This is a genomic window from Roseovarius halophilus (ex Wu et al. 2025), assembly GCF_047086965.1.
Genome location: NZ_JBKOTX010000053.1, coordinates 1 through 21,446, shown reverse-complemented (window position 1 = coordinate 21,446; position 21,446 = coordinate 1). Strand labels below are relative to the sequence as shown.

Here is a 21,446-nt window from a genome sequence, read left to right as displayed (position 1 = left end):
TCGCACGGGAAAGGGGCGCGCGCGGCGCCCCTCGGCCGGTGCGGCCGGTCAATCCGTGTTCACGCCGATGAACGGCCGGCCATCGAATGCCGCCTTGAATCCGTTCGGCTTGCGCCCGGATATGACGGAAACGGACACGGCCCGGACCTCGCCGCCGGCGCCGACCTCGCCGGCATAGCGCGCAAGCTCCGACTCGATCTCGGAAAGCCTGTTCGTTTCAATTACGCGCGGGGGATGCGGCGGATTCCCGACATCCAGCTTGACCGTGACGCCGCCAAGCGACCCGGGGGACCGTTCGGCGCGGAATGCGGAAAATTTCACTTTGGCCATGTTGTGACTCCTTGGCTGGCCCGCTTGCGCGGGGGATTCATTTTTCGGGGGGGATGGGGCGCGGCGTGCCGCGCCCCGTTGCCGTCGCTTAAACGCGCATCGGCATAACGACGACGGCCAGCGCATCGCCGGGCGCTTCAAACCGGGCCGGATCACCGGCGCCCGCCTGCGTCATGTAGACACGATCGGCCGCCTTGAAGCTGGCCAGCACGTTCGCCAGGTAATCCGCGTTAAAGCCGGTCGCGTGGTCGCCGCCGTCGGCGATGATCTCGGCGCCGAATGCCTGTTCGGCCGTGCCCGTGGTGCCCGTTGCCGTCACCGTACCGCCGGCGGCGCCGATTGTCATCTTGACCGCCTTTGCCCCGCTGTCGTGCACGATCTGAACCGCGGGCAGCGCCCCGGCCAGATCGGCACGGTCAAGCGCGAAATGCGCATCGCCGGCCGGGGTTACCCGCGTATAATCGGGAAATGCCCCGTCGACCGCCTTTGCCGCGATGCTGACACAATCAACGCTGACCCGGCACGCGCTTGGCGTGAATTCCAGGCCGGCCAGATCTGGCGCGCCGCGCGCGGTCAACAGCTTGCCGATGATCTGCACCGCCTTGCGTGGCACGATCTGCCCGGCATCATCGCGCAAGCTGCGAACGCGGCGCCCGTCGGGCAGGTGCCGGACGGTCTCGCGCCCCGTCATGCCCGGCAAGCGGATTTCCGAGTCGAACCGGGCCAGCCGGTGCCCGTCGGTCGCGACCGCGCGCAAGGTATAGCGCCCGTCGGTGTCCGTGGACTCGGCGCCATTGCGGCCGCATGCGCCGGGCAAGTGCAGGTAAAGGCCGTTCAAGTAATACCGCGTTTCTTCGTTCGAGATCGCGAATGCGGGGCGGGTGAACAGATCGGCCAGCGCGGGGCGCGATACGATAGACGCGCCAAGCGCGAACGCCCGGTCATCATTGAGCGGCCCAGCCGTCGGGAAATCCGAAACCGGCGCCACGGATCCGAGCGTGACCCGTGTTTTTCCGATCGTCACCACAACGCCCGTTTCGCCCGCATCCGCGACCGGCTCGAGCCGGACCGCCGGCGCCTTGCCTTTCGTTTTCATCAGCACCTTGTGTAGCGCGGCCGCGTCGACCACGGCCGCCCACGGCGCCCCGCCGGTGCCCGTCGAAAAATACGCGTCGCCCCGCAAATCCATATCGGTTGCCGTCACGCGCAGATCCGAGCCGTCGTGCCGGATCAGCACGCCGCGCAGAACGGGCGCCGGGGTTTTCTTGTCCAGCACCTTGACCAGATGGCCCAGCGCGGTCAGCGCGCGGCCGTGGTCGATTTCCACCGCGGCCGGCTCAAGCGGCGCCGGGGTCGATGTCAGCGCGGCCGCGCCCTCATCAACGATCGCCTGAAGCGCGGTTGCGTATTCGGAATGTGTCATATCGTTCGGCATTTCAGACTCCTATCTGTTTCCGCCGGGCTAATCCCGACGGCGGGCAAGCGCCCGGCGCGACCGCGCGCACGCGGCCGGGCGGGGGGCTCGAGGATGACGGGGCGCCGTCCCGGCGCCCCGTCGGGGCGTGGTCATGCGTCACCGCCGGCCGCGTCGGGCCAGATCGCCGCAAGCGCGGCGCGGTGCGCGGTTTTCGTCATCGGGAAAGCCTGCGCGCCAATGTCGAGCCGGACGGAATCGCATGCGTCGTCAATGCAAACGGATCCGGGCCCGCCCGTGGCGCGCGGCAGGATCGCCCGGCGCCCTATCATGACGCCCGGCGCGGTCGGTTCCGGCCGGCAGATATACCACGTCACGCCATGGCATTCGCCGCGCGGCTGATACTGCCACCATACGGAATGTTTCGCGTCGGCCAGCGATTTCCCGCGCGCCGCCTCATTGGGCAATATCGGAGTCAAAAGGTTCGTGCCCCCGTCGCCGTAAACGCCCACCACGTAAAAGCCGCGAGTCGTCATGCGTCACCGCCTTTCATGATTTCCTCAAGGTCGCGCGCAACCTGCCCCGGCAGGGTGTCGGGATCGTCAAGGAAAGGATTATACCCGACGGCCGCGACATAGGCCGCGCCCAGCGCCTCGCGCGGCAAAACGTATTTCAGCACGGCCGCCCATGAGTCGGTCGCGTATGCGTCCTTAATCTCGCCGTCGTCGTGGGTGTAGCAGATCAGAAACCGCGTGGCGCCGGGCCCCTCGCGCTTTGCCGGATCGGCCGAGTCGACCCATATCAACGCGCGCGTGAAATTCGTATCGCCGGCGCCGGCCGTGGCCCATGTAAAGCAAGGACTCGCGTCGTGCCGCCAACCATCGTCGCGCCACGTTGACGGGATCGGTGCCGGCATCTCGCCCGCCATCTCGGGAAATTCGGTTGCCCAGCTCATTGCGCCGCCTCCTCGCCCATGGTCGCGGCCATGGCCGCATAATGCGCCGCGCGGGCCCCGTTATCCTCGGCATCGGCCATGCGGCCGGCATCGGCCATTGTATGCGCGCGGCGCGTGTAATGCGCGGCAAGGCCCGAATACCGCGCGCGGATCGCGCGCGGATCGCGGTAAATGGTGACATCGTGTTTCATCAATATCGCTCCTCGATCTGATCGGCCGGGCCCATCCCAGCCGCATGCGTGGCGCATGGCATGCCGGCCGCATGGCGCGGCCGGTCAACAATGCGTTACGCGATACGCTGGAACATCTGCGCGGCCTTATCAGCATCGGCCGGCCGGAATGCGCGGGATCCGCGCATCCCGTCGCGCATTTCATACCGGACCACGAACGCGCCGTTTTCCCAGCGCATACGCGAACCCGCGCAGGCCCAGCCTGCCCAGCGCGCGGCCAAATCAATCTTGGCGCCGGTTTCTGTTGTGCGGCTGTCCAGAACCTCGAATTCTGCGCGCGGATCGTCCGAGCCGATTTCGCCGGCGCCGGCCGTGGCCGGCATGTCGCGCCGGTCACGAGTCGTCACGTCCGGCAGATTGGCCCGATCTGCAGCGCAACGCGTCTCATGCGCCGCGCGGCCGGCTTCAATCCATGCCCGTGCCGACTCCGGCTTGACGCCGTAAAACCGGGCCATGCCGTCGACGGAAAGGAATTCGTTGACGTATGCGATATAGAACGCGCGCAGGTGATCGGCATCGCCGGTCGCGAGCGCTCGCACGTCGATCTGGTAACTGGCCATTGGGGAATCTCCATTATTCCGAATCACCGCGCCAATCGCGGCTTGTCCCAAAGGTAGGGCATGCGGTCGGAAGGTTCAAGTTTTCTGTGCTATTGATTGCGGATTTTCCGCATGCTTAGCGGCGCCCTCGCCCTCGCCCTCGCCCTCGCCCACGGCAGGTATCCGGCCGCGGCCGTCATCTCGATAATTGCCGGCCGCGCCCAGGGCGCCCAGCTCGCGCCTTTCCTTGTGCTTCGCACCGATTCGGGATCAATATCTAGGTCAAGCCCACATCTGGGCCGCAATATGAGCTTGACCGCAACATATAGTGATTCGGACTACATCTAGTACCCCGGGTAGGTTCTTACACCTAGGTGTGGTAGGGCGGGGTTATTCGCGACCGCGTTGCATTTCGATATAACAGAAAAATAACTGGTTATATACGATCAAGGCATGAGGTTCACTGCACGCACCCAACCCGCCGATCTGGAAAACCTGCTGCGCCGGATACTCGACCGGCAGTTGCCGCAGGCATTCCGAAACGCCGCCACGCAGACAGCGAAGGACGTGCGCACGAACACGCTCAAGCGCATCCGCAAAAGGTTCGACCGTCCTGTACCCTATATGGAGCGCACATCGGTATTTCTGATCTCGGCGAAGCGGGGATCGCCAGCCATTGTCGGTGTCAAGGATCATCAGGCCAGCATGTATCGGTTTCAGGAAGCCGGCGGTCGTCGCTCGGCCTCGAAGCGAAAATACAGCGGCCGCCGAGGTTCGGTCGGCGGCAAGCGCATTCCGGTTCCGGTCAAGATCGACCGGGACGCTTCCGGCAACATGCGCTTCAAGGCGATCCCTCGCATTCTGCGCAAGAAGGATGTGTTTCAGGCGGGCCGACAGGAAAATCTCAAGCCCGGGATATATCAGCGCGAAGCGGACGGCAGCGGTCTTGATCTGCTGGTTCGTTACCGGAAATCCGTTCACTACAAGCCGGTCTTCGATTGGCGGGATATGGCCCGGAAAACCATCCAGGCGCGTCTCAAGACGCATCTACGCCGAGAGGTAATCCGCGAAATCGAGAACCCTGTGTTCCGCACGAAGCGCGGCCAGAAACGCTTCTGAGATGTCCGACGGGCTGACGCAAAAGGCGGCGGCGGAACGGCTCGGCGTCAAGCAGCCATACGTGGCGAAACTGCTCAAGGAGGGTCGCCTTCGGCGCCTGCCTGGCAGCAAGAAGGTCGATCCCGTCAGCGTCGAGGAAATCAGTGAGAGCGTCGGCACGCGGAAAAAGGACTCGGGTTCCGGGGGGCGGGCCGAACCGGCGCAGATCGGCCAGCCTTCCGAGCCGGACGCCGCGCCCGAGAAGGACGGCGCAGACACGACGCCGGCGGGCCTGTCGCCGGCGAATTGGGCCGAGCTGACGTATAGCGAAGCGCGCCGGATCAAGGAAGCCAACACGGCATGGCTTCGCCATCTCGAGGCGCAAGCGAAGGCAGGCGAGCTGGTCGAGCGCGCGGCTGTCGTCGCGGAATGGGAAGAGGTTGCGCAGCACGTGCGCGAGAGGCTGCTGGGCCTTCCCGTGCGCGCGGCAACGCGGCTCGGATTGGAGCCCGCGCAAAAGGACACGCTGGACGCATTGGTAAGGGAGGTTCTGAGTGAATTCGCTCCTGACGACTCAAAACACTGAGGATCTGCGACGTGCGTTTTTCGGCGCGTTGCAGCCGCCGCCGCCGCTCTGCCTGAGCGGCTGGGCCGACGGCTATTTTGTCCTGTCGCCCGAGGCCAGTTCGGAGCCGGGCCCATGGACGACTTTCGCGTATCAGAAGGGCATGATGGACGCGATTTCGGACCCGAGGAACACGAAGGTCACGATCATGAAGAGCGCACGTATCGGCTACACCAAGATCGTCTGCGCCGCTATCGGATACCATAGCCATTACGATCCTTGTTCGATCCTCGTCCTGCAGCCGACCGAGGATGACGCCAAAGGGTTTTCGACCGAGGAAATCCAACCGATGTTTCGGGATTCGCCTGCTCTGCGCGGCAAGTTGCGGGCTACACGCGATGACGGTCGATCGGCACGCCAGACCATGCTCAAGATGAACACCGGCGGCGGGACGCTAACCATCGCCGGCGCGAAAAGCCCGCGCAATTTCCGGCGGATCACGGTTCGCAAGGTGTTTCGTGACGAGATCGACGCCTACGAGGTATCGAACGAGGGCGACCCTATCGCCCTGAGCGCGAAGCGCACGCAGACCGCCTACGCGCCCCAGGAGGTCAACGGGTCGACGCCGACGCTCAAGGGCCTGTCGCTGATCGAGCGCGAGTACAACCTTTCGGACCAGCGCGAATTCCATGTGCCGTGCCCTCAATGCGGCGCGCGGCAGCCGCTTTTCTGGGGCGGTGTTCAATGGCCGACCGGCCAGCCGGAGAAAGCCGTTTACGTGTGCCAGGAAAACGGATGCGTGATCGAAGAAAAACACAAGATGACCATGCTCGCCAATGGCGAATGGGTCGCTCAGGCGGAATTCAGCGGTCACGCGGGTTTTCATATCAATGCGCTCTACAGTCCCTTTCCGGGGGCCGCATGGGGCAAGCTGGCGCGCGAGTTCGTGGACGCCAAGGCAGGCGGCCCGGCCACGCTGCAGGTGTTTGTCAACACGGTTTTGGGTCAGACATGGGACAGCGGCGGGGAGGGCCTGAGCGCGGACGGGCTCAAGGGGCGCCGTGAGGAGTATCCGGCCGACGTGGTGCCGGAGCCAGCGGTTCTGGTCACGGCTGGCGTGGACATTCAGCCTGATCGCTTCGAGTGCGAGATTGTCGCCTGGGCGCCGAACGATGAATCCTGGTCGCTCGATTACGTGCGCGAATACGGTGATCCGGCCTCGCCGCAGTTCTGGGAGGCGCTGGATCGAACGCTGTCGCGGTCGTTCCGGCATGCGAGCGGGCACGAGATGAAGATCGAAACGGCCTGCGTCGACACCGGCGGGTCATTCACGGATCAGACCTACAGCTACGTTAAGACCCGCTTCAAACGGCGCATATTCGGCGTGAAAGGGTCGTCGCAGTTCGACGCGCCAATCTGGCCCGCCAAGGCGACACGCAACCAGAAAAAGGGTGTTCAGCTTTTTGTCATCGGGGTCAGCGCCGCCAAGGTGCAGACCTACGGCCGGTTGGCCGTGGACAGCCCGGGGCCTGGGTACTGCCATTTCCCGACACGCTACCCCGACGAGTATTTTGATCAGCTCACCGTCGAAAAATTAGTGACGAAATATCGGAGGGGGTTTCCTGTGAAGACATGGGAAAAGCCCGACGGGGCACGCAACGAGCCGCTTGATTGCCGCGTTTATGCGACTGCCGCGCGGATGAGCATGAACATAGACCTGCACAAACGCGCCGCGGAGCTGGCGGAGGGCAAGGTTGAAAGGAAGCCGGCCAGATCGTCGAAGTCGAGCTTCTTTAGTGGACGGAGAATATCGCTTTGAGTTTCACGCAAAGCCAGTTGGATGCCCTCAAGGCCGCCTACGCCAGCGGCGTGAAGACGGTCCAGCACGACGGGAAGATGGTGACATATCGTTCCTTCACCGAAATGGAGCGCGCGATCGAGCGTATCGAGGCGTCATTGCAGGCCAAGCCGCGTCGCGAGATACGCCGGATCGGCACGTCAAAGGGCTTTCGGTAATGGCGACGCCTGACGCAAGTCTGTTGGATCGTGTGATCGCCGCCGTGTCGCCGAAGGCCGGGTTCCAGCGCGCCCGGTACAAGGCGGCGATGTCGGCGGCCGCGTCGTATGATGCGGCTTCGCGAACCCGGCGCGCGCAGGGGATGCGCGCACCGGCTGGTGATGCCAACGTCAATCTGCGTGGCGCGAAGGTCATGCGCGATCGCGCCCGTGACATGGTGCGCAACAACGCCATCGCGTCTGCCGCGGCGCGGGTTCTGGTGGACAACAGCGTAGGCGACGGGATCATCCCGAAAGTGCGCGCGGGGTCGGATCGTGTTGAGCGCGAGGTCGAGCAGATCGTGCGCGATTTCTGCGACAGCACGGCCGTTGATGCGCGGGGCCTGCAAAACATTTACGGCCTGCAGCGCCAGAGCGTTCGGGCGCTGGTCGAGAGCGGCGAAATGATGTGGCTGGAACGGCCGCGTTTCGGGCGCGACGGGCTGCCGCTCAATTTCCAGATCGAGACGCTGGAATCCGAGATGCTGGACAGCACCGAATACGGCCGCGTTCCGAATGGCAACGACGCCTATGACGGGATCGAGTTCGACTTGCTGGGCCGGCGCGTCGCTTATCGGCTGTACTATCAGAATCCGTTCGGCGATTACATGCACACTCGGAACGGCCCGCTCGAAAGCCGCCGTGTCAAGGCGGATCGCGTTGCCCATCTGTTCAAGCCCGACCGACCGGACCAGCGCCGCGGCGTTCCGATGCTTGCCCCGGTCATGCCCCTTCTGCACGACGCATATGAATACGCTGATGCGCGGCTGATCCAGCAGAAGATCAGCGCGATGTGGGTGGCGTTCGAGCATGACATTTCGGGGGATATTGGCGACGGGTCCACGACGGAGGATCCCATAGACGACCTGCAGCCCGGATCGTATCATCGGCTGCCGCCGGGCCGCACCGTGGAGATGCCGCGCCCCCCTGAACCGCATGGATATTCGGAGTATTTCGAGTCCTTGCTGCGAATGGTGGCTGCCGCGCTGGGCATCACGTTCGAGTCGCTGGCCGCCAACCTTCGCGGGGTAAACTATACCAGCGGCAGGTTGGGCCGGCTCGACATGCAGCGCAACATGAGCGCCCTGCAGAACACGGTGATCATCCCGATGCTTTGTGAGCCCATGGGTCGATGGCTGAGGCGGTATATCGACCTGCGTCTTGGCGGGGGGCGCGAGTATCGCATTGAATGGATACCCCCACGCTTTCCGATGACCGACCCGACGAAGGACGTGCCGGCCACGGCGGCGTCGATCCGAAACGGTCTGACATCGCGCCGGCGGGCCGTCGGCGAGTTGGGTCTGGATGTCGAGCAGATTGATGACGAATTCGCACGCGATCTGACGCGCACGGATCGGCTGGGCATTACCTATGACACCGACCCACGGCGCAACGCGCAGGCCCCGGAGCAGGGCATCGGGCCACTAAATAGTGACACGGATGACGCGACGGGTGGAGAAGGGTCGAAAGAGGGACAGGAGTGACGCATGGCGGTATCCGAAACAGCGCAGGGCATCTTTCTGGATGGCTACGTGGGCGAGGAGCGGGATGGATTCACCGCGGCGGAGGTTTCCGAGGCGCTGGCCGGCAAGGGGGACGTGACGCTTTTCATCAACAGCCCCGGCGGCATGGCGTTCGAGGGCGCGGCCATCTACGCAGTGCTCGCCCGCCACGCGGGAAACGTGACCTGCATTGTTCAGGGCATGGCTTTGTCCGCAGCCTCTCTCCTGGTCATGGGGGCGGACGACATCGCGATGGCGGACGGCGCCATGATGATGATCCACGATCCGATGAACATCACGATCGGCAACGCCGACGAGCACCGCGAGTCCGCGGGACGCCTCGACACGCTGGCGACGGAGTATGCCCGCGTCTACGCCAAGCGAAGCGGGCAGTCTCAGGACGACGTGCGGGCCATGATGCGCAATGAAGAATGGATGGCGCCGCAGGATGCCGTCGATCAGGGGTTTGCGGATCGCCTAGAAGCGGGCGAAGCCGATGATCCTGTCGCCTTCGATTACACCGTTTTCGCCAACGCGCCGGAACACCTCGCTCGCATGGCCCGCGATCGAGGTTGGACAGTAAGGGGCCGAGGAACCGCGGCTGCGGCCGCATCGAGCAAGGAGGCAGTTATGCCGAAAAAGGATCAAGGGCAGGCGCAGACCTCCCAGAGCCGAGACGCCGCCGCCGGTGCTGCCATGTCGGCAGACGGTGTGGTTTCGCAAGCGCCGCAGGCGCCGATCGCGGAAAGCGGACAGAACGATGGCGCCAATGCCGCAAGCCCCGCCACGATGGCGGCGCACGTCCAGCCCACGGGGGGGATGACCGTGACGCCCGAAATGCGGGCGCGGCTCGACGCCGATGAACGCCGGCGCGTCGTCATGCAGGTGACCCACGTTGACGAGCTGACAGCGGCCGAGGTCGAGCAGGCCGTTTCGGAGACGAACGACCCGGCCGACGCCAAGATGAAGGCGGTCGACATGATCTGCGCAAAGCGCGCTCGCGAGAATGAAGATGGCGTGCCGGCCGTGCCGAACCGTTCGGTCGCAGGGTCGGGAGTTTCGATCACGCGCGATGGCGGTGACACGCACATGGAGGGGGTGATCACGGCGCTGGGGAACAGCATCTTCGGGGATGCGCGTTACCCACTGCAGAACACCCCGGGCATGCAGTACCGCGGGCTGACGCTTTACGGCCTGGCCGAAATGTGCGCCGGGCGCGGCGCGCGCGGCATGACCCGTACCGAGGTTGCCAAGGCCGGGATGGCGGCCCGTGGCGCGTTCATGCTGGGCGATGCGCAAATGATGGGCGCGCATACCGGCAGCGATTTCAGCTTCATCACCTCCGAGCTGATGAACCGCGAAATGCGGTCGCGCTACCAGAGCGTCGTCCCGACCTATCGCACGGTTTCCGCGCAGCGACCGGCAAACGATTTTCGGACGCTCTACAGCGTTCAGTTCGGCGGCGATTTCCGCATGTTGGAAACGAACGAGGCGGGCGAATACGAGTCGACCACGCTGACGGACGAGGGTGAAAGCTATGCGGTCAAACGCTACGGTCGCGAGATCAACCTGACGTTCGAGCTGGTGGTCAACGACGACATGGGTGCGCTTTCGCGGCTGCCTTCCGAATTCGCGCGGGTCGCGCGTCAGAAGGAAGAGCTGATTGTCTGGGGACTCATTCTGTCGAACGCAAACCTGTCCGATGGTACGGCGCTTTTCGCGTCGGCTCGGAACAACCTCGCGGGCTCCGGGGCGGCGATTTCCGTGGCTACCGTCGGGGCCGGCTTCGAGGCGATGATGCAGCAGCGCCCGCCGGGCGCGAAATCGTCTGGTGAGGATTTCGTCATGGCGACACCGGACACGATGATCGTGCCGCCGACACAGTACACCAAGGCGGCGCAATTCGTGGCCGATACCCGGCCTGATACGGACGCCAACACGAACCCCTACAAGGGGCGAATCAACCCGGTTGCGACGCCGTACATTTCGGCGGGCGTGCCGAACGGGTCCAATTCGGCTTGGTATCTGGCGGATTCGAGCTTGCCGCCCACGGAGCATTCTTTCCTGTCGGGCTACGAAAGCCCGAACGTCGAGGTCGAGGAAAAGCGGAACCCGAAGGGCGTCACCTACACGGCCGAGATGATGTTCGGGGCCGGGATCGTGGAGCCGCGCGGCATCTACAAGAACCCCGGCGCGTAACGGCCGGCAGTGACAGCCGCCCCGGCCTGACGGGGCGGCGCAACCATCAGAACAGGGGGCCATCATGGCAAAAAACTACATTCGCGCAGGGCAAACGATCACGGCGACGAGCGGTTCTTCGATCAGTTCCGGCGACATCATCGTGTTGGGGAGCCTGGTCGGTATCACGATGACCGACGCGGAATCCGGCGAGGAACATGAGGTGGCGATCGAGGGCGTTTGGGAGGTGCCCAAAGTTTCCGCGCAGGCATGGACGCAGGGCGCCGCTATCTATTGGGACAGCAGCGCCTACAAGGCGACGACCGCCTCGAGCGGGAACACCAAGATGGGGTATGCCGCCGAGGCGGCGGGCAACCCGAGCGCCACCGGCCGCGTCAAGCTGTGGCCGTGAGCGCGTTCGGACTCATGGCGGATGCACTTGTGGCCACCTTGGGCGAGGAGGTCACGGTGCAGCCTTCCGGCGGCGGCGCCGCCAGAACGATCCGCGCGGAGTTTTCCATGCGGGGCGTAGAGGAAGGCGATTTCGTCGTCCAGCGCCCGGTGATCACCGCCAAGGAGGCCGATGTGGCCGATCTGGATGACGGAGACAGCGCCGTAGCGCGCGGCACGACGTACACGGTTCGCTATTGCCTCCCCGACGGTCAGGGCATGACCGACCTTATTCTGCAACAGACAAGCTAATAGGGATGATGACAGATGCCGAGTACCCGCCAGCAGCTTCGCGCCGCCGTAAAGGACGCGATCACGGCCAATGTCCCGGCGCTGGGCGGTCGGGTGACGGGGCTGCGCACGTTCGCGCGCGGCAAGGATCGCTTGCCGGATTGCGAGGTCGTTTCCGTGGGGCAGGACAGGACTCGCCTTTCGGGCGAGGACGACACGCGCACCATGCACACCATCGCTGTCACGATATTCGACTCGGTGACGGCCGACGGCGAGGTGCAAGACCGCCTCGATCAAATCGGGGAGTCCGTGGTCGACGCGCTGGATGGCGACACGACCATCGCCTCGATTGTCGCGGACGGCAGCTTTCAAACGCTCGACTACGAGTTCGATTCACCAGAAGGCGGCGCGGAGCAACCGGCGTCCCTGACGATAAATTGCGTCGCGATGACGCTGGATTGAGGAGATAGCAATGGCAGAGGCAGGCATTGACGTACTGATCAAGATAGAAACGGGGAGCGGCACGTTCTCTACGGTGGCCGGTTTTCGCGCAAGCACGATCAGCTTCAACGGCACCACCATTGACGCCACAAACGGAGAAAGCCCGAACCGCTGGCGCGAGCTGATCAACAACCACGGGACCAAAAGCCTGAACCTGAGCGGCCAGGGCGTTTTCAAGGCGGCGACGACGGACACGACCGTCCAGTCTGCTTTTTTCGGGACCGGGGCTATTACCGCGCAGGCTATCGTTCCCGGTCTCGGAACCTTCGAGGGCGATTTCATGGTGGTATCCTGCGAATACGCCGGTAATCACGACGGCGAGGCGACTTACAGCTATTCTCTCGAGTCAGCCGGCCAAATCACCTTCGCGGCGGGATGAGGAGTGATCAATGCGGACCGAATTGACACGGAAAATAGGCAGCGTCTCGCTTGAGGCGTCGGTTACAGCCGGCGCCCTGATGGACATCAACGAGCGTTACGGCGACGCGCACGATCTGTCCCGCATCATTGACCGGCAGCATGCCAAGAAGGCGATGGAGATCGTGGCAATCTGCATCGCGGCGAAGGGCGGCAAGGGGGCGACCGATGCGCTTGAGGACGTGAAGAGCGCGGTCGAGGAAGGCGGTGCAACCGCAGTCATCAATTTCATGGCCGAATTGATCGCTCATGCCTATGGCAAGACCGTCGCTGTGTCGGGGGAGACAGCGCCGGATCAGTAAGTACCGACCAGCCGTTTGATCCGGCGCTTATATACAAGGCTGGCGCGGCGCTGGGTCTGTCGCCGTCCGAGGTTCGCAGCGCATCCCTCGCCGAAATACTGGTCATGTGGTCGGCGCGGCAGGAGGCCGTCAAAAGGCAAACAGGACGCCCGGCGCCCATGACGCAAGACAGGCTCGAGGAGCTATCGAGGCTATACCCCGATGACTGAAACGGTAAACATCCTGCGCGCGATCCTCGATGCAGAGGACGGGTCCGGGCCCGCGGTTCGATCCTTCAAGAACAACGTGCGCGGGGCCGAGCGCAGCGCCGACAGGTTTTCGACCTTTCTGAAAACGGCCGGCCATCGCGCTAACCGGCAGTATGCCGTGGGCTTGCAGCAGGTGGGCTTTCAGGTTGGCGATTTCTTCACACAGGTCGCCAGCGGGCAGAACCCTTTGCGCGCCTTCATCCAGCAGGGCACGCAGGTTGCCGGGGCCTTTGGCCCTTGGGGCGCCGTGATTGGCGCTGCAGGCGCGGTCGTCGGGGCGCTGGCGATCTCGCTCTGGGACGGGGAGAGCGCGAGCCGTGATTTCGAGGAGGCGTTTGACGATTGGGTGTCGAAGCTGGACAATCTGGATGGCGCGATAGGGGCCGCCCTTGCGCCGCTCGACCAGCTCAAGGAAAAATACGGCGAGGTGGACGACGCGGTGCGCGAGGCGTTGGAAGCGCAGGCACAATTCGCCGCGTTCGAGGCTCGGAAAGGGTTTCGTGACACGATCGGGTCTCTTACTGACAGCGACACGTTCCGAGATTTCACACGCACGCCTTCAACCTTTGAAAAGTACGTGCCGCTGTCGCAGCTTTTCACAGACTCAGACGAAGCGCCGCTTCGGCTCGTAGAGTTGCGCGAAAACCTCGATCTGACGGACGAGGAGTTCAAAAGAGTCGCCGAGACGATACGTGATCTGGACGCGGCTGCGCTGACCGAAACACTCGCGGACGACAAGATGGCCTTGGAAGAGGCGACCGAGGTTCTTGCCGAATTGGTGGACCTTTCCGAAGATGGACTCGATAAGGGCTTCCGCAAGCTGGCGAACAACATTTCGCAGGCGCTTTTGCAGATGCGCGTCATGGAGCGCATGAGGAAAGAGGCGGAATCCGGTGGCCTGGACCTTGGCGGCGGCGCGCCCTTGCAAGGTGGTGCCGGAGACAGCATCGAAGGCGGGCAAGGGGCGGACATCCTCATCGGAGGCGCCGGGTCCGACATCGTGGCGCGCAATGCACGGCGTTACCGTCAAATGCGCCCGAACCTGCCGCTGGGCGGGACATCTCAGGGGGCTCCGACCCAGGATGACGTGCAAAACGCCCAGCAGCTTGGAAGTGCGCTCGAAGACGTGGTTCGACAGCTCACCCGTAGCGCGGCCAGCGCGCGCACCCTCGATGACGCCTTCGACGCCATCGTGAATAAGGCCGGCGAGATTATCGGTACAGGGTTGTTCGGGCAAGGTCAGCTCGGGCCATTTTTCAATGCGCTTTTCGGTGTCCCGCGTGCCGGGCTGGCCGGCCTTCTGATCAACGCCGATGGCAACGCGTTTTCACAGGGTCGCGTGACGCCTTTCGCGCGCGGCGGGGTTGTGAACGCCCCGACTACGTTCCCGATGCCGAACGGTATAGGCTTGATGGGCGAGGCCGGGCCGGAGGCCATCGTTCCGCTGTCCCGCGGCCGCGATGGCAAGCTGGGCGTTCGCTCCGAGGGCGGCGGCTCTGTCACCGTGAACATGAACATCACGGCCGCGGACGCCGAAAGTTTCCGCCGATCCCGTGCGCAAATCGCGTCGGAGGCCGCGAGGGCCTTGAGCCGCGCAAGGGAGTATTGAGGATGGCTTTTGACGAGGTGCGACTCGAGATCGGCGGCACTGCGTTCGGTGTTCTGTTCCGGCGGCGGCGCAGGACAGAGATCGCGCGCCTCGGGAACGGTCACGAAGAACGCAACAGCCTGTGGGCCGCATCCTATTTGTCGGCCGACCTGTCCACCGTTGTTCGGTCGCTCAATGATCAACACGAAATCATGGAGTTCTGGGAGGCCCGGCAGGGAAAAGCGCGCGGTTTCCGCCTCAAGGACAAGAGCGATTTCAAGTCCGGCAAGCCGCTGGCGCCCGTCACCCCGACGGACCAGCAGGTTGCGGCCGTCGATGGCAGCAGCACCAGCTTTCAGTTGGTCAAGGGGTACGTATCGGGCGGCCGCCGGTATGAACGCGTCATCAGAAAGCCGGTCGCCGGTACGGTGCGTGTTGCGGTTGGTGGCGTGGAGCAAGAAGGCGGATGGTCCGTGGATACCACCACGGGGATCATCACGTTCGATAGCGCCCCGAGTTCAGGGGTTTCCATAACGGCCGGGTACGAGTTCGACGTGCCGGTGCGGTTCGATACTGACGATCTGGGCCTGATACTGCCATACGCAGAGGAGGGCGTGTACGAGCAAATTCCCGTTGTGGAGATTCAATCTTGAGGAATATCCCGGCAGCCATAGAGGCCAAGGCGGCCGTCGGGGCGTCAACGCTGGTGCGGTGCTGGCGTGTGACGCGGGCCGACGGGAAGATATACGGGTTCACCGAACATGACCGGCCCGTTTCGATCATGGGCATGACGTTTGAGGCCGAGTCCGGGCTTTCCGCGACGGACGCGGCGCGCGAGCTGGGATTCGGCGTCGCCAACCAAGAGATCGCCGGCGGGCTGTCTAGCGATGCGATCACCGAAGCGGACATCGCTGCAGGGCTGTGGGATAACGCCAGGGTCGAGGTGTTTCTGGTCGATTGGGAGACGGGCGATTACATCGCGGATTTTGTCGGCAGAACCGGCCGCATGACGCGATCCGAAACCGTGTTCACCGCCGAGATCGACGGCCCCCAGCGCGCGGCGCGAATACCTCGGGGCCGCGTGTACCACCGCCACTGTGATGCTGTTCTCGGGGATCAGCGGTGCGGTGTGGACCTTTCCCTCGCGGCTTATTCGTCAGATGCGCAGGTTGTTTCTGTCGACGGCGCGACATCGGTGACGGTATACGGCCTCGATGGCTATTCCGACGGATGGTTCGACTACGGGACACTGGCTTGGAAAAGCGGCGCGAACCAAGGGATGACGGCGACGGTGAGGATCCACCAGATCGTCGGAGATGACGCCTTCATCGACATCTGGGAGCCCCCGCGGAGCCCGATTTTGGCCGGTGACACGCTGACAATATTCGCCGGATGCGACAAGAGCGGTCGCCACTGCCGTAACAAGTTTAACAATTACACGCGCTTTCGCGGCTTCGAGACAATGCCCGGGGACAGCGCGGTTATCACCGCCCCGGACGAAAAGCAGAAACGAGATGGATCGTCGCGGTATGACTTTGATTGATCGGCGCGATCTGATCGAGGAGGCGCGTGAATGGATCGGGACACCCTACCATTACAGGGCCGCGGTCAAAGGGGCCGGGTGCGATTGCGTCGGCCTGATCAATGCGCTCCGGGCTTGGGCGCTGGGCGAAACGCCGCTCGAAATGCCCGCCTATTCGCGCGACTTTGCCAACAGCGCGGCCAATGAAACCTTGTTGGCCGCCGGTTATCAGAACCTTGTGCCGATCGCGCTGGGAACGGAACGGCCGGGCGATGTTGTCGCGTTCCGGTGGCGCGACAGAATGGCCGTGATGCACGTGGGCCTGTTGGTGGAGAATGACCGCGTGATCCATGCGCGTCGTGTTACTGGCGTGTGCGAGGTTTCTATCTTGCCGTGGCGTGATCATGGTCGTCTGGCCGCCGCCTTTTCCTTTCCGGGGGTTACATCATGGTGACGGCAGTTTTCGCTGCCGCAGGCGGCGCACTTGGCAGTATCGCGGGCAGCGCCATCGGCGGGAGCATCCTGGGCGTTTCCTCGACGCTGATCGGCGGATCCATCGGCCAGTTGCTCGGCGCGACGGCGGCGCGGGCGATCACGGCCGGTTCGCAGACCATCGAGACGGGACGGCTGACAAACACGCTGGCGATGGACTCGCAGGAGGGGACGCCAATCAGGCGCGGCTGGGGGCGTTTCCGCGTTGGCGGGACAATGATCTGGTGGGCCAATTTCGATGAGACCGTCACGGTCACCGAGCAAGGCGGCAAGGATCTTGGCGGCGGGGTGACGCGGAGAGAGTATTCCTATTCGCTATCCTTTGCGGTCGGGCTGTGCGAGGGGCCTGTGGACCAGATCGGTCGTATCTGGGTTGATGGGCAGCAGCTTGACGAAACGTCGGTCACGGTGCGCCGCTACCTCGGGACGGAAAGCCAGCAGCCTGACCCGACCATCGAGGCGATCGACGGGGGCGGGAATGCGCCTGGTTATCTCGGGTTGGCCTATCTGGTGTTTGAGGACATGGACCTGTCCGTATACGGCAACCGGCCGCCGCAGGTTTCGGCTGAAATCGTCCGGTCTGTTGACCCAATGCCGGTGCAGGGTGCGTGCCTCATCCCGGGGTCTACCGAGGTCGGCTACGACACCGTGGAGCGGAAAGACCGAAGGTCTCTGCCGGGGCCGGGCAACCCTGATTCCTGGAAGGCGTTGAACGTGCACCAGGAGGAAGGGCGCGCAGACGTTCTGGTGTCGCTGGACAGCATGGAAGCGGCACTGCCGAACGTGCAAACGGTTCTGGTCGTGGTGGGGTGGTTTTTCGATGACCTGCGCATTTCGGAGACGGTCATCGAGCCGCGTTTCGAGAACGTGGAGAAGAATCCCGAAGACCCGTGGAGTGTTTCCGGGTTCACGCGGGCGACGGCAAACGAGGTGAGCGCCATCGACGGCAACCCGTCATATGGATCGTCGCCGGACGATCGCAGCGTGTTGCGGTTGCTGAAAGAGCTGAAACAACGCGGTTTCAATGTGATCGTGTACCCCTTCCTGTTCGGCGATGTTCCGCCGTCGAATACGCTGCCGGACCCGTACAGCGATGCGGCCAGCACCAGCGGGCAGCCGGTATTCCCGTGGCGGGGCCGGATGACACTTAGCGTGGCGCCCGGATATTCAGGCTCGCCGGATCAGACCGCCGCGGCCGCCGCCGAGGTGTCGGCGTTTTTCGGATCGGCGGGACCAAGTGATTTCGGTGCGTGGGATGGCAACACGATACCCTACAGCGGCCCGGGTGACGGCGGCTTGCGGCGCATGATCCTGCACTATGCAGCGATCGCGGCAGAGGCCGGCCTTGGCGCCGGTGACGCCATCGCGATCGGTTCGGAGATGGTTCAGTTGAACGCTATCCGTTCGGACAAAGCCACGTTCCCGGCTGTGTCTGAGTGGAAAGCGCTCGCGGCGGATGTGCGCGGCGTGCTGCCGGCCGACGTCGAGATCACATATGCCTCGGACTGGTCAGAGACCACCTTTTTCCAGGCAGGCGACGGCAGCGGCGATCTGTTTTTCCATCTCGATCCGCTTTGGGCGGACGACAACATCGACTTTATCGGTATCGACAATTACCTGCCTTTGGCGGACATCAATCCGGGCACGGCCGACCAGTCCGGGCGTGAAGATCAGCAATGGCTGCAGTATGACCTTGAATATCTGAAGGGCAACGTCGAGGGCGGCGAGCTGTGGGACTATTTCTATGCCAGCCAAGAGGACCGGCAGCGCAGGGATCGCACCCCCATTGTCGACACGGCCCACGGAAAAGATTGGGTGTTCCGCCGGAAGGCACTTCGAGATTGGTGGTTGAACCAGCACTATGATCGGCCCGGTGGCGCTGAATCCTCGACCCAGACCGATTGGGTGCCGCAGAGCAAGCGGATTGTGTTCACCGAATACGGGTTCCCGGCCGTTGACCTGGGGGCGAACCAGCCAAACGTGTTCTACGATCCGAAAAGCTCGGAGTCGCAGTTGCCCTACTTTTCATCGGGCGCGCAGGACGAGGCAGCGCAGCAGCAGGCGATCCGGGCCCTGATCGGGTACTGGCAGGAGAACATGCCGATTGGCGATGATGGAGCGCCCATGATCGACCTGAGCATGTGCTGTGCATGGGCCTGGGACGCACGCCCTTTCCCGGCATTTCCTGCGCTGGATTCCCTGTGGGTTGACGCATCAAACTATCATCTTGGGCATTGGCTGAATGGCCGCGGGGGGCTTACGATCGGGCGGCTATTGAAGGCCGTCGCGGATGGTTTCAACGTCGATTTGACGCCTGACGCGGATCATGCAAGCGTTTCCGGCTTCGTGGTCGAAAGCGTCACGTCGTACCGCAATGCCGTTTCAGAGATATTCGATGCGTGGGCGGTTGACCTGATAGATACTGGCGTGGAGCTGCGCGCCGTCGCGCGTATCTTCCAGCAACCTAGCGCGACGATCAGCGTTGATCGGTTCGCGACCGTCGGGGAGGGTGAGGCCCGATTTGAGCGGGAACGCTCACGGGCGGACGATGTGCCGGCGGCGTGGCAGATCAGCTTTCCGTCGGCGGATTCCGCGACGTATGAGACGGCTTCGGTGAGCGATGTTCAGCCGTTCGGCGGCGAGGGCACGGCGGTCATGAACATGCCCGTCGTTATGGGCGAGGCCCAAGCATTTCTTGTCGCAGAGAGGTTGCTGAGGGAAAGCAGGGTCGAGCGTGAAAGCCTCGGCGGTCTTGCCTTGCCGCCGTCGCTTATGCGCTTGCAGGCGGGTGACATGATACGCGTGCCAGACGCCGGGTCGGACGACATTTGGCAGATCACGCAGACCACTGGCGGTGCAATCCGAGAATTCTCCGCGCGGCGGATCGAACCAAGCGTCCTGCGTTTTTCCAGGCCCCGCGCGATCAGTTCGGCGGCACGCGAAAGCGTGCAAGCCGCGTCGGGCTCGCCGACCAGTTCCTTCATTCCCCTCGATCTGCCGACGCTGCCCGGCGATTTCGCTGATCATCAAGGCTACGCGGCCGTGTTCTCATCCCCGTGGCCGGGGGCAATGAACATTCTGAGGTCATCGTCAAAGGCCAGCGGTTATTCCGTAGTTGGAACGGCGCGGCGGCCGGCAACCATCGGAGCCACGCTGACCGATCTACCGGCCGGGCCGCCTGATCGGTGGAACGAGGTGACGCTACGCGTGCAGTTGGCAGATGGCCGGTTGGGCAGCCGCACACGCCTCGAGGTGCTGGGCGGCGCGAACGGGCTTGCCCTTGAGACGCCGGACGGCTGGGAAATCATGCAGTTCCGCGACGCAACACTGGTTTCGCCGGGCGTGTATGATCTTTCCGGGTTGATCCGGGGTCGTCTCGGAACAGAGCGTTTCATCCAGAACATGCTGCCGGCGGGCGCCGGCTTTGTCTATCTGGACGAGGCGGTAGTCCCGATCACGATGGACCTGAGCGATGTTGGCGTCAGCTATTGGTGGAAGGTCGCGATGCAGAGCGGGGCGCAAGAGGACACGATCGCGCCCCTGCGACACACTTTTACGGGCGAGGGGCTGCGCCCGTGGGCGCCGGCGCATGTCAGCGGGGACCGCGATGATGACGGCAACCTGACGATTTCGTGGATGCGACGCAGCCGGAGTGGCACCTCGTGGGGGGTGGCGCAAGCGCCGTTGGCCGAGGACGTTGAGCGGTACGAGATAGACATTCTCGACGGCGAGAATGTGGTCAGAACGATAGAGACAGGATCAGAGACCGCTCAATACGGTGTAAGTGAACAAACGACCGACTTCGGTTCCCCGCAAGCGTCCGTAAACGTGGTCATTTATCAGATCGGATCGGCATACGGCAGAGGGAGCGGTGAAGCGGCAACCTTGTGAGGGATCGCATGGCGAACACCGCGAAACTGAGCCTGCCGTTTCTCGAGGCGTCACAGAAAAGCGAACACGTCACCGTCAACGACGCGCTGCAGTCTGTCGATGCCGTTGTCCAGCTATCGGTTCTTGACCGTGACGCATCGACGCCCCCGGGGTCGCCGGTGGACGGCGACAGATACTTGGTTCCGTCAGGTGCGACGGCTGCGTGGGACGGCTGGGATGACAGCGTTGCGTACTTTGCCGCCGGCGCGTGGCACAGGCTGCAGCCAAACGAGGGATGGCTGGCCTGGGTGGAGGACGAGGGGCTGATCCTTGTCTACGAAAACGGCGCCTGGCGCGAATATTTGCAAAATCTCGACATGATCGGGGTGAACGCGACAGCGGACGCGACCAACCGCCTGTCCGTTTCATCCGCCGCGATCCTGTTGAACCATGCCGGTGCTGGGCACCAGGTCAAGGTGAACAAGGCCGGGGCGGGGGATACGGCATCGCTGCTTTTCCAGACGGGTTTCAGCGGCAGAGCCGAAATGGGCACGGCCGGCAACGATGACTGGTCAATCAAGGTCAGCTCCGACGGGAGTACATGGACCGAGGCGCTGCGTATCAACGCGTTGACCGGGTTGTTGAGCGGCGCGGCGGTACAATCCGGCCCCGAAGACACGACCCCGGGCCGGGCTTTGCTCAATGAGGCGCATGGCCTCGGCTCTTTCACGGGTGGGGTGTTGTCGCAACCCGACGCCAACGACGCATTCCCTTGCGGCTTCTACGGCGGCGGCGGCAGCGGCGCGTCGAACTTCCCGGGCGCGGCGGCGTTCAGGCCGTTCCTTGTCCTGAACCGGCGATCGAATTCCTACAATTACATGACCGCGCGCATTTTCATTGATACCGACGCCACGCCGGTCGTGCGCGAAAGCATCGACAGCGGGGCGACATGGAGTCCC

23 protein-coding genes are annotated in these 21,446 nt (G+C 63.7%); 17 read left to right on the top strand and 6 right to left on the bottom strand.

The genetic code is table 11. The features are described from left to right. Window positions 1-48: 48 nt before the first annotated feature. The 6 genes from ACH107_RS12630 to ACH107_RS12605 form a co-directional block, all read right to left on the bottom strand. A complete protein-coding gene (locus tag ACH107_RS12630; protein ID WP_412506164.1) occupies window positions 49-330 on the bottom strand; it encodes a hypothetical protein in 282 nt (93 codons plus the stop codon). 88 nt (window positions 331-418) lie between these two features. Further along, window positions 419-1,765, bottom strand: coding sequence for a DNA polymerase III subunit beta (locus tag ACH107_RS12625; RefSeq protein WP_412506163.1), 1,347 nt, complete (start codon window positions 1,763-1,765; stop codon window positions 419-421). Window positions 1,766-1,896: 131 nt separating this feature from the next. Next, a complete protein-coding gene (locus ACH107_RS12620; protein ID WP_412506162.1) occupies window positions 1,897-2,280 on the bottom strand; it encodes a hypothetical protein in 384 nt (127 codons plus the stop codon). Then, window positions 2,277-2,699 (bottom strand): hypothetical protein, encoded by a 423-nt coding sequence (locus tag ACH107_RS12615; protein ID WP_412506161.1) that lies wholly within the window; start codon window positions 2,697-2,699, stop codon window positions 2,277-2,279. Before ACH107_RS12615 ends, ACH107_RS12620 begins: the two co-directional genes overlap by 4 nt. Beyond that, the gene (locus ACH107_RS12610; RefSeq protein WP_412506160.1) at window positions 2,696-2,890 is read right to left on the bottom strand and encodes a hypothetical protein; all 195 of its coding nucleotides are present in this window, start codon (window positions 2,888-2,890) and stop codon (window positions 2,696-2,698) included. Before ACH107_RS12610 ends, ACH107_RS12615 begins: the two co-directional genes overlap by 4 nt. A 95-nt stretch (window positions 2,891-2,985) precedes the next feature. After that, a complete protein-coding gene (locus tag ACH107_RS12605; RefSeq protein ID WP_412506159.1) occupies window positions 2,986-3,489 on the bottom strand; it encodes a hypothetical protein in 504 nt (167 codons plus the stop codon). Between the two features lie 432 nt (window positions 3,490-3,921). On the opposite strand from ACH107_RS12605, the gene ACH107_RS12600 reads away from it, so the two are divergent. The 17 genes from ACH107_RS12600 to ACH107_RS12520 all read left to right on the top strand — a co-directional run. Further along, window positions 3,922-4,587, top strand: a complete 666-nt coding sequence (locus ACH107_RS12600; RefSeq protein WP_412506158.1) for a hypothetical protein — start codon at window positions 3,922-3,924, stop codon at window positions 4,585-4,587. 1 nt (window position 4,588) lies between these two features. Continuing rightward, window positions 4,589-5,152, top strand: coding sequence for a hypothetical protein (locus ACH107_RS12595; protein WP_412506157.1), 564 nt, complete (start codon window positions 4,589-4,591; stop codon window positions 5,150-5,152). After that, window positions 5,121-6,950 carry a phage terminase large subunit family protein gene (locus ACH107_RS12590; RefSeq protein ID WP_412506156.1) on the top strand — a complete coding sequence of 610 codons (1,830 nt, stop codon included), beginning with the start codon at window positions 5,121-5,123 and terminating at the stop codon, window positions 6,948-6,950. Before ACH107_RS12595 ends, ACH107_RS12590 begins: the two co-directional genes overlap by 32 nt. Further along, on the top strand, window positions 6,947-7,147 hold the full coding sequence (locus ACH107_RS12585; RefSeq protein ID WP_412506155.1) for a phage head-tail joining protein: 201 nt from the start codon (window positions 6,947-6,949) through the stop codon (window positions 7,145-7,147). The genes ACH107_RS12590 and ACH107_RS12585 overlap by 4 nt, the downstream gene beginning before the upstream one ends. Then, window positions 7,147-8,670 (top strand): phage portal protein, encoded by a 1,524-nt coding sequence (locus tag ACH107_RS12580; protein ID WP_412506154.1) that lies wholly within the window; start codon window positions 7,147-7,149, stop codon window positions 8,668-8,670. Before ACH107_RS12585 ends, ACH107_RS12580 begins: the two co-directional genes overlap by 1 nt. A 3-nt stretch (window positions 8,671-8,673) precedes the next feature. Further along, window positions 8,674-10,887, top strand: a complete 2,214-nt coding sequence (locus ACH107_RS12575; protein WP_412506153.1) for a head maturation protease, ClpP-related — start codon at window positions 8,674-8,676, stop codon at window positions 10,885-10,887. Window positions 10,888-10,951: 64 nt separating this feature from the next. Next, window positions 10,952-11,278, top strand: a complete 327-nt coding sequence (locus ACH107_RS12570; protein ID WP_412506152.1) for a DUF2190 family protein — start codon at window positions 10,952-10,954, stop codon at window positions 11,276-11,278. Continuing rightward, complete coding sequence (locus ACH107_RS12565; RefSeq protein WP_412506151.1) at window positions 11,275-11,568, top strand: hypothetical protein; 294 nt, start codon at window positions 11,275-11,277, stop codon at window positions 11,566-11,568. Before ACH107_RS12570 ends, ACH107_RS12565 begins: the two co-directional genes overlap by 4 nt. Before the next feature lie 15 nt (window positions 11,569-11,583). Further along, on the top strand, window positions 11,584-12,009 hold the full coding sequence (locus tag ACH107_RS12560) for a hypothetical protein (protein ID WP_412506150.1): 426 nt from the start codon (window positions 11,584-11,586) through the stop codon (window positions 12,007-12,009). A 10-nt stretch (window positions 12,010-12,019) separates the two neighbouring features. Next, window positions 12,020-12,427 carry a phage major tail protein, TP901-1 family gene (locus ACH107_RS12555; protein WP_412506149.1) on the top strand — a complete coding sequence of 136 codons (408 nt, stop codon included), beginning with the start codon at window positions 12,020-12,022 and terminating at the stop codon, window positions 12,425-12,427. A 79-nt stretch (window positions 12,428-12,506) separates the two neighbouring features. Beyond that, window positions 12,507-12,767, top strand: a complete 261-nt coding sequence (locus ACH107_RS12550; RefSeq protein WP_412506148.1) for a hypothetical protein — start codon at window positions 12,507-12,509, stop codon at window positions 12,765-12,767. Between the two features lie 201 nt (window positions 12,768-12,968). Then, window positions 12,969-14,624, top strand: a complete 1,656-nt coding sequence (locus tag ACH107_RS12545; protein ID WP_412506147.1) for a phage tail length tape measure family protein — start codon at window positions 12,969-12,971, stop codon at window positions 14,622-14,624. Between the two features lie 2 nt (window positions 14,625-14,626). Next, on the top strand, window positions 14,627-15,256 hold the full coding sequence (locus ACH107_RS12540; protein WP_412506146.1) for a TIGR02217 family protein: 630 nt from the start codon (window positions 14,627-14,629) through the stop codon (window positions 15,254-15,256). Then, on the top strand, window positions 15,253-16,146 hold the full coding sequence (locus ACH107_RS12535) for a DUF2163 domain-containing protein (RefSeq protein WP_412506145.1): 894 nt from the start codon (window positions 15,253-15,255) through the stop codon (window positions 16,144-16,146). Before ACH107_RS12540 ends, ACH107_RS12535 begins: the two co-directional genes overlap by 4 nt. After that, window positions 16,118-16,579: an NlpC/P60 family protein gene (locus tag ACH107_RS12530; protein ID WP_412506144.1), complete on the top strand. Its 462-nt coding sequence runs from the start codon at window positions 16,118-16,120 to the stop codon at window positions 16,577-16,579. Before ACH107_RS12535 ends, ACH107_RS12530 begins: the two co-directional genes overlap by 29 nt. After that, a complete protein-coding gene (locus ACH107_RS12525; RefSeq protein ID WP_412506143.1) occupies window positions 16,573-20,508 on the top strand; it encodes a glycoside hydrolase TIM-barrel-like domain-containing protein in 3,936 nt (1,311 codons plus the stop codon). Before ACH107_RS12530 ends, ACH107_RS12525 begins: the two co-directional genes overlap by 7 nt. Before the next feature lie 8 nt (window positions 20,509-20,516). Beyond that, the coding region (locus tag ACH107_RS12520) for a DUF2793 domain-containing protein (RefSeq protein ID WP_412506142.1) at window positions 20,517-21,446 on the top strand (930 nt) is incomplete at its 3' end.

Bases quoted from the DNA above. Each gene is read 5' to 3' on its own strand.
- ACH107_RS12560 (WP_412506150.1), top strand. From the start codon at position 11,584: ATGCCGAGTACCCGCCAGCAGCTTCGCGCCGCCGTAAAGGACGCGATC.
- ACH107_RS12620 (WP_412506162.1), bottom strand. From the start codon at position 2,280: ATGACGACTCGCGGCTTTTACGTGGTGGGCGTTTACGGCGACGGGGGC.
- ACH107_RS12605 (WP_412506159.1), bottom strand. From the start codon at position 3,489: ATGGCCAGTTACCAGATCGACGTGCGAGCGCTCGCGACCGGCGATGCC.
- ACH107_RS12575 (WP_412506153.1), top strand. From the start codon at position 8,674: ATGGCGGTATCCGAAACAGCGCAGGGCATCTTTCTGGATGGCTACGTG.
- ACH107_RS12555 (WP_412506149.1), top strand. From the start codon at position 12,020: ATGGCAGAGGCAGGCATTGACGTACTGATCAAGATAGAAACGGGGAGC.
- ACH107_RS12540 (WP_412506146.1), top strand. From the start codon at position 14,627: ATGGCTTTTGACGAGGTGCGACTCGAGATCGGCGGCACTGCGTTCGGT.
- ACH107_RS12570 (WP_412506152.1), top strand. From the start codon at position 10,952: ATGGCAAAAAACTACATTCGCGCAGGGCAAACGATCACGGCGACGAGC.
- ACH107_RS12530 (WP_412506144.1), top strand. From the start codon at position 16,118: ATGGATCGTCGCGGTATGACTTTGATTGATCGGCGCGATCTGATCGAG.
- ACH107_RS12600 (WP_412506158.1), top strand. From the start codon at position 3,922: ATGAGGTTCACTGCACGCACCCAACCCGCCGATCTGGAAAACCTGCTG.
- ACH107_RS12610 (WP_412506160.1), bottom strand. From the start codon at position 2,890: ATGAAACACGATGTCACCATTTACCGCGATCCGCGCGCGATCCGCGCG.
- ACH107_RS12525 (WP_412506143.1), top strand. From the start codon at position 16,573: ATGGTGACGGCAGTTTTCGCTGCCGCAGGCGGCGCACTTGGCAGTATC.
- ACH107_RS12625 (WP_412506163.1), bottom strand. From the start codon at position 1,765: ATGCCGAACGATATGACACATTCCGAATACGCAACCGCGCTTCAGGCG.
- ACH107_RS12595 (WP_412506157.1), top strand. From the start codon at position 4,589: ATGTCCGACGGGCTGACGCAAAAGGCGGCGGCGGAACGGCTCGGCGTC.
- ACH107_RS12630 (WP_412506164.1), bottom strand. From the start codon at position 330: ATGGCCAAAGTGAAATTTTCCGCATTCCGCGCCGAACGGTCCCCCGGG.
- ACH107_RS12545 (WP_412506147.1), top strand. From the start codon at position 12,969: ATGACTGAAACGGTAAACATCCTGCGCGCGATCCTCGATGCAGAGGAC.
- ACH107_RS12615 (WP_412506161.1), bottom strand. From the start codon at position 2,699: ATGAGCTGGGCAACCGAATTTCCCGAGATGGCGGGCGAGATGCCGGCA.
- ACH107_RS12550 (WP_412506148.1), top strand. From the start codon at position 12,507: ATGGACATCAACGAGCGTTACGGCGACGCGCACGATCTGTCCCGCATC.
- ACH107_RS12580 (WP_412506154.1), top strand. From the start codon at position 7,147: ATGGCGACGCCTGACGCAAGTCTGTTGGATCGTGTGATCGCCGCCGTG.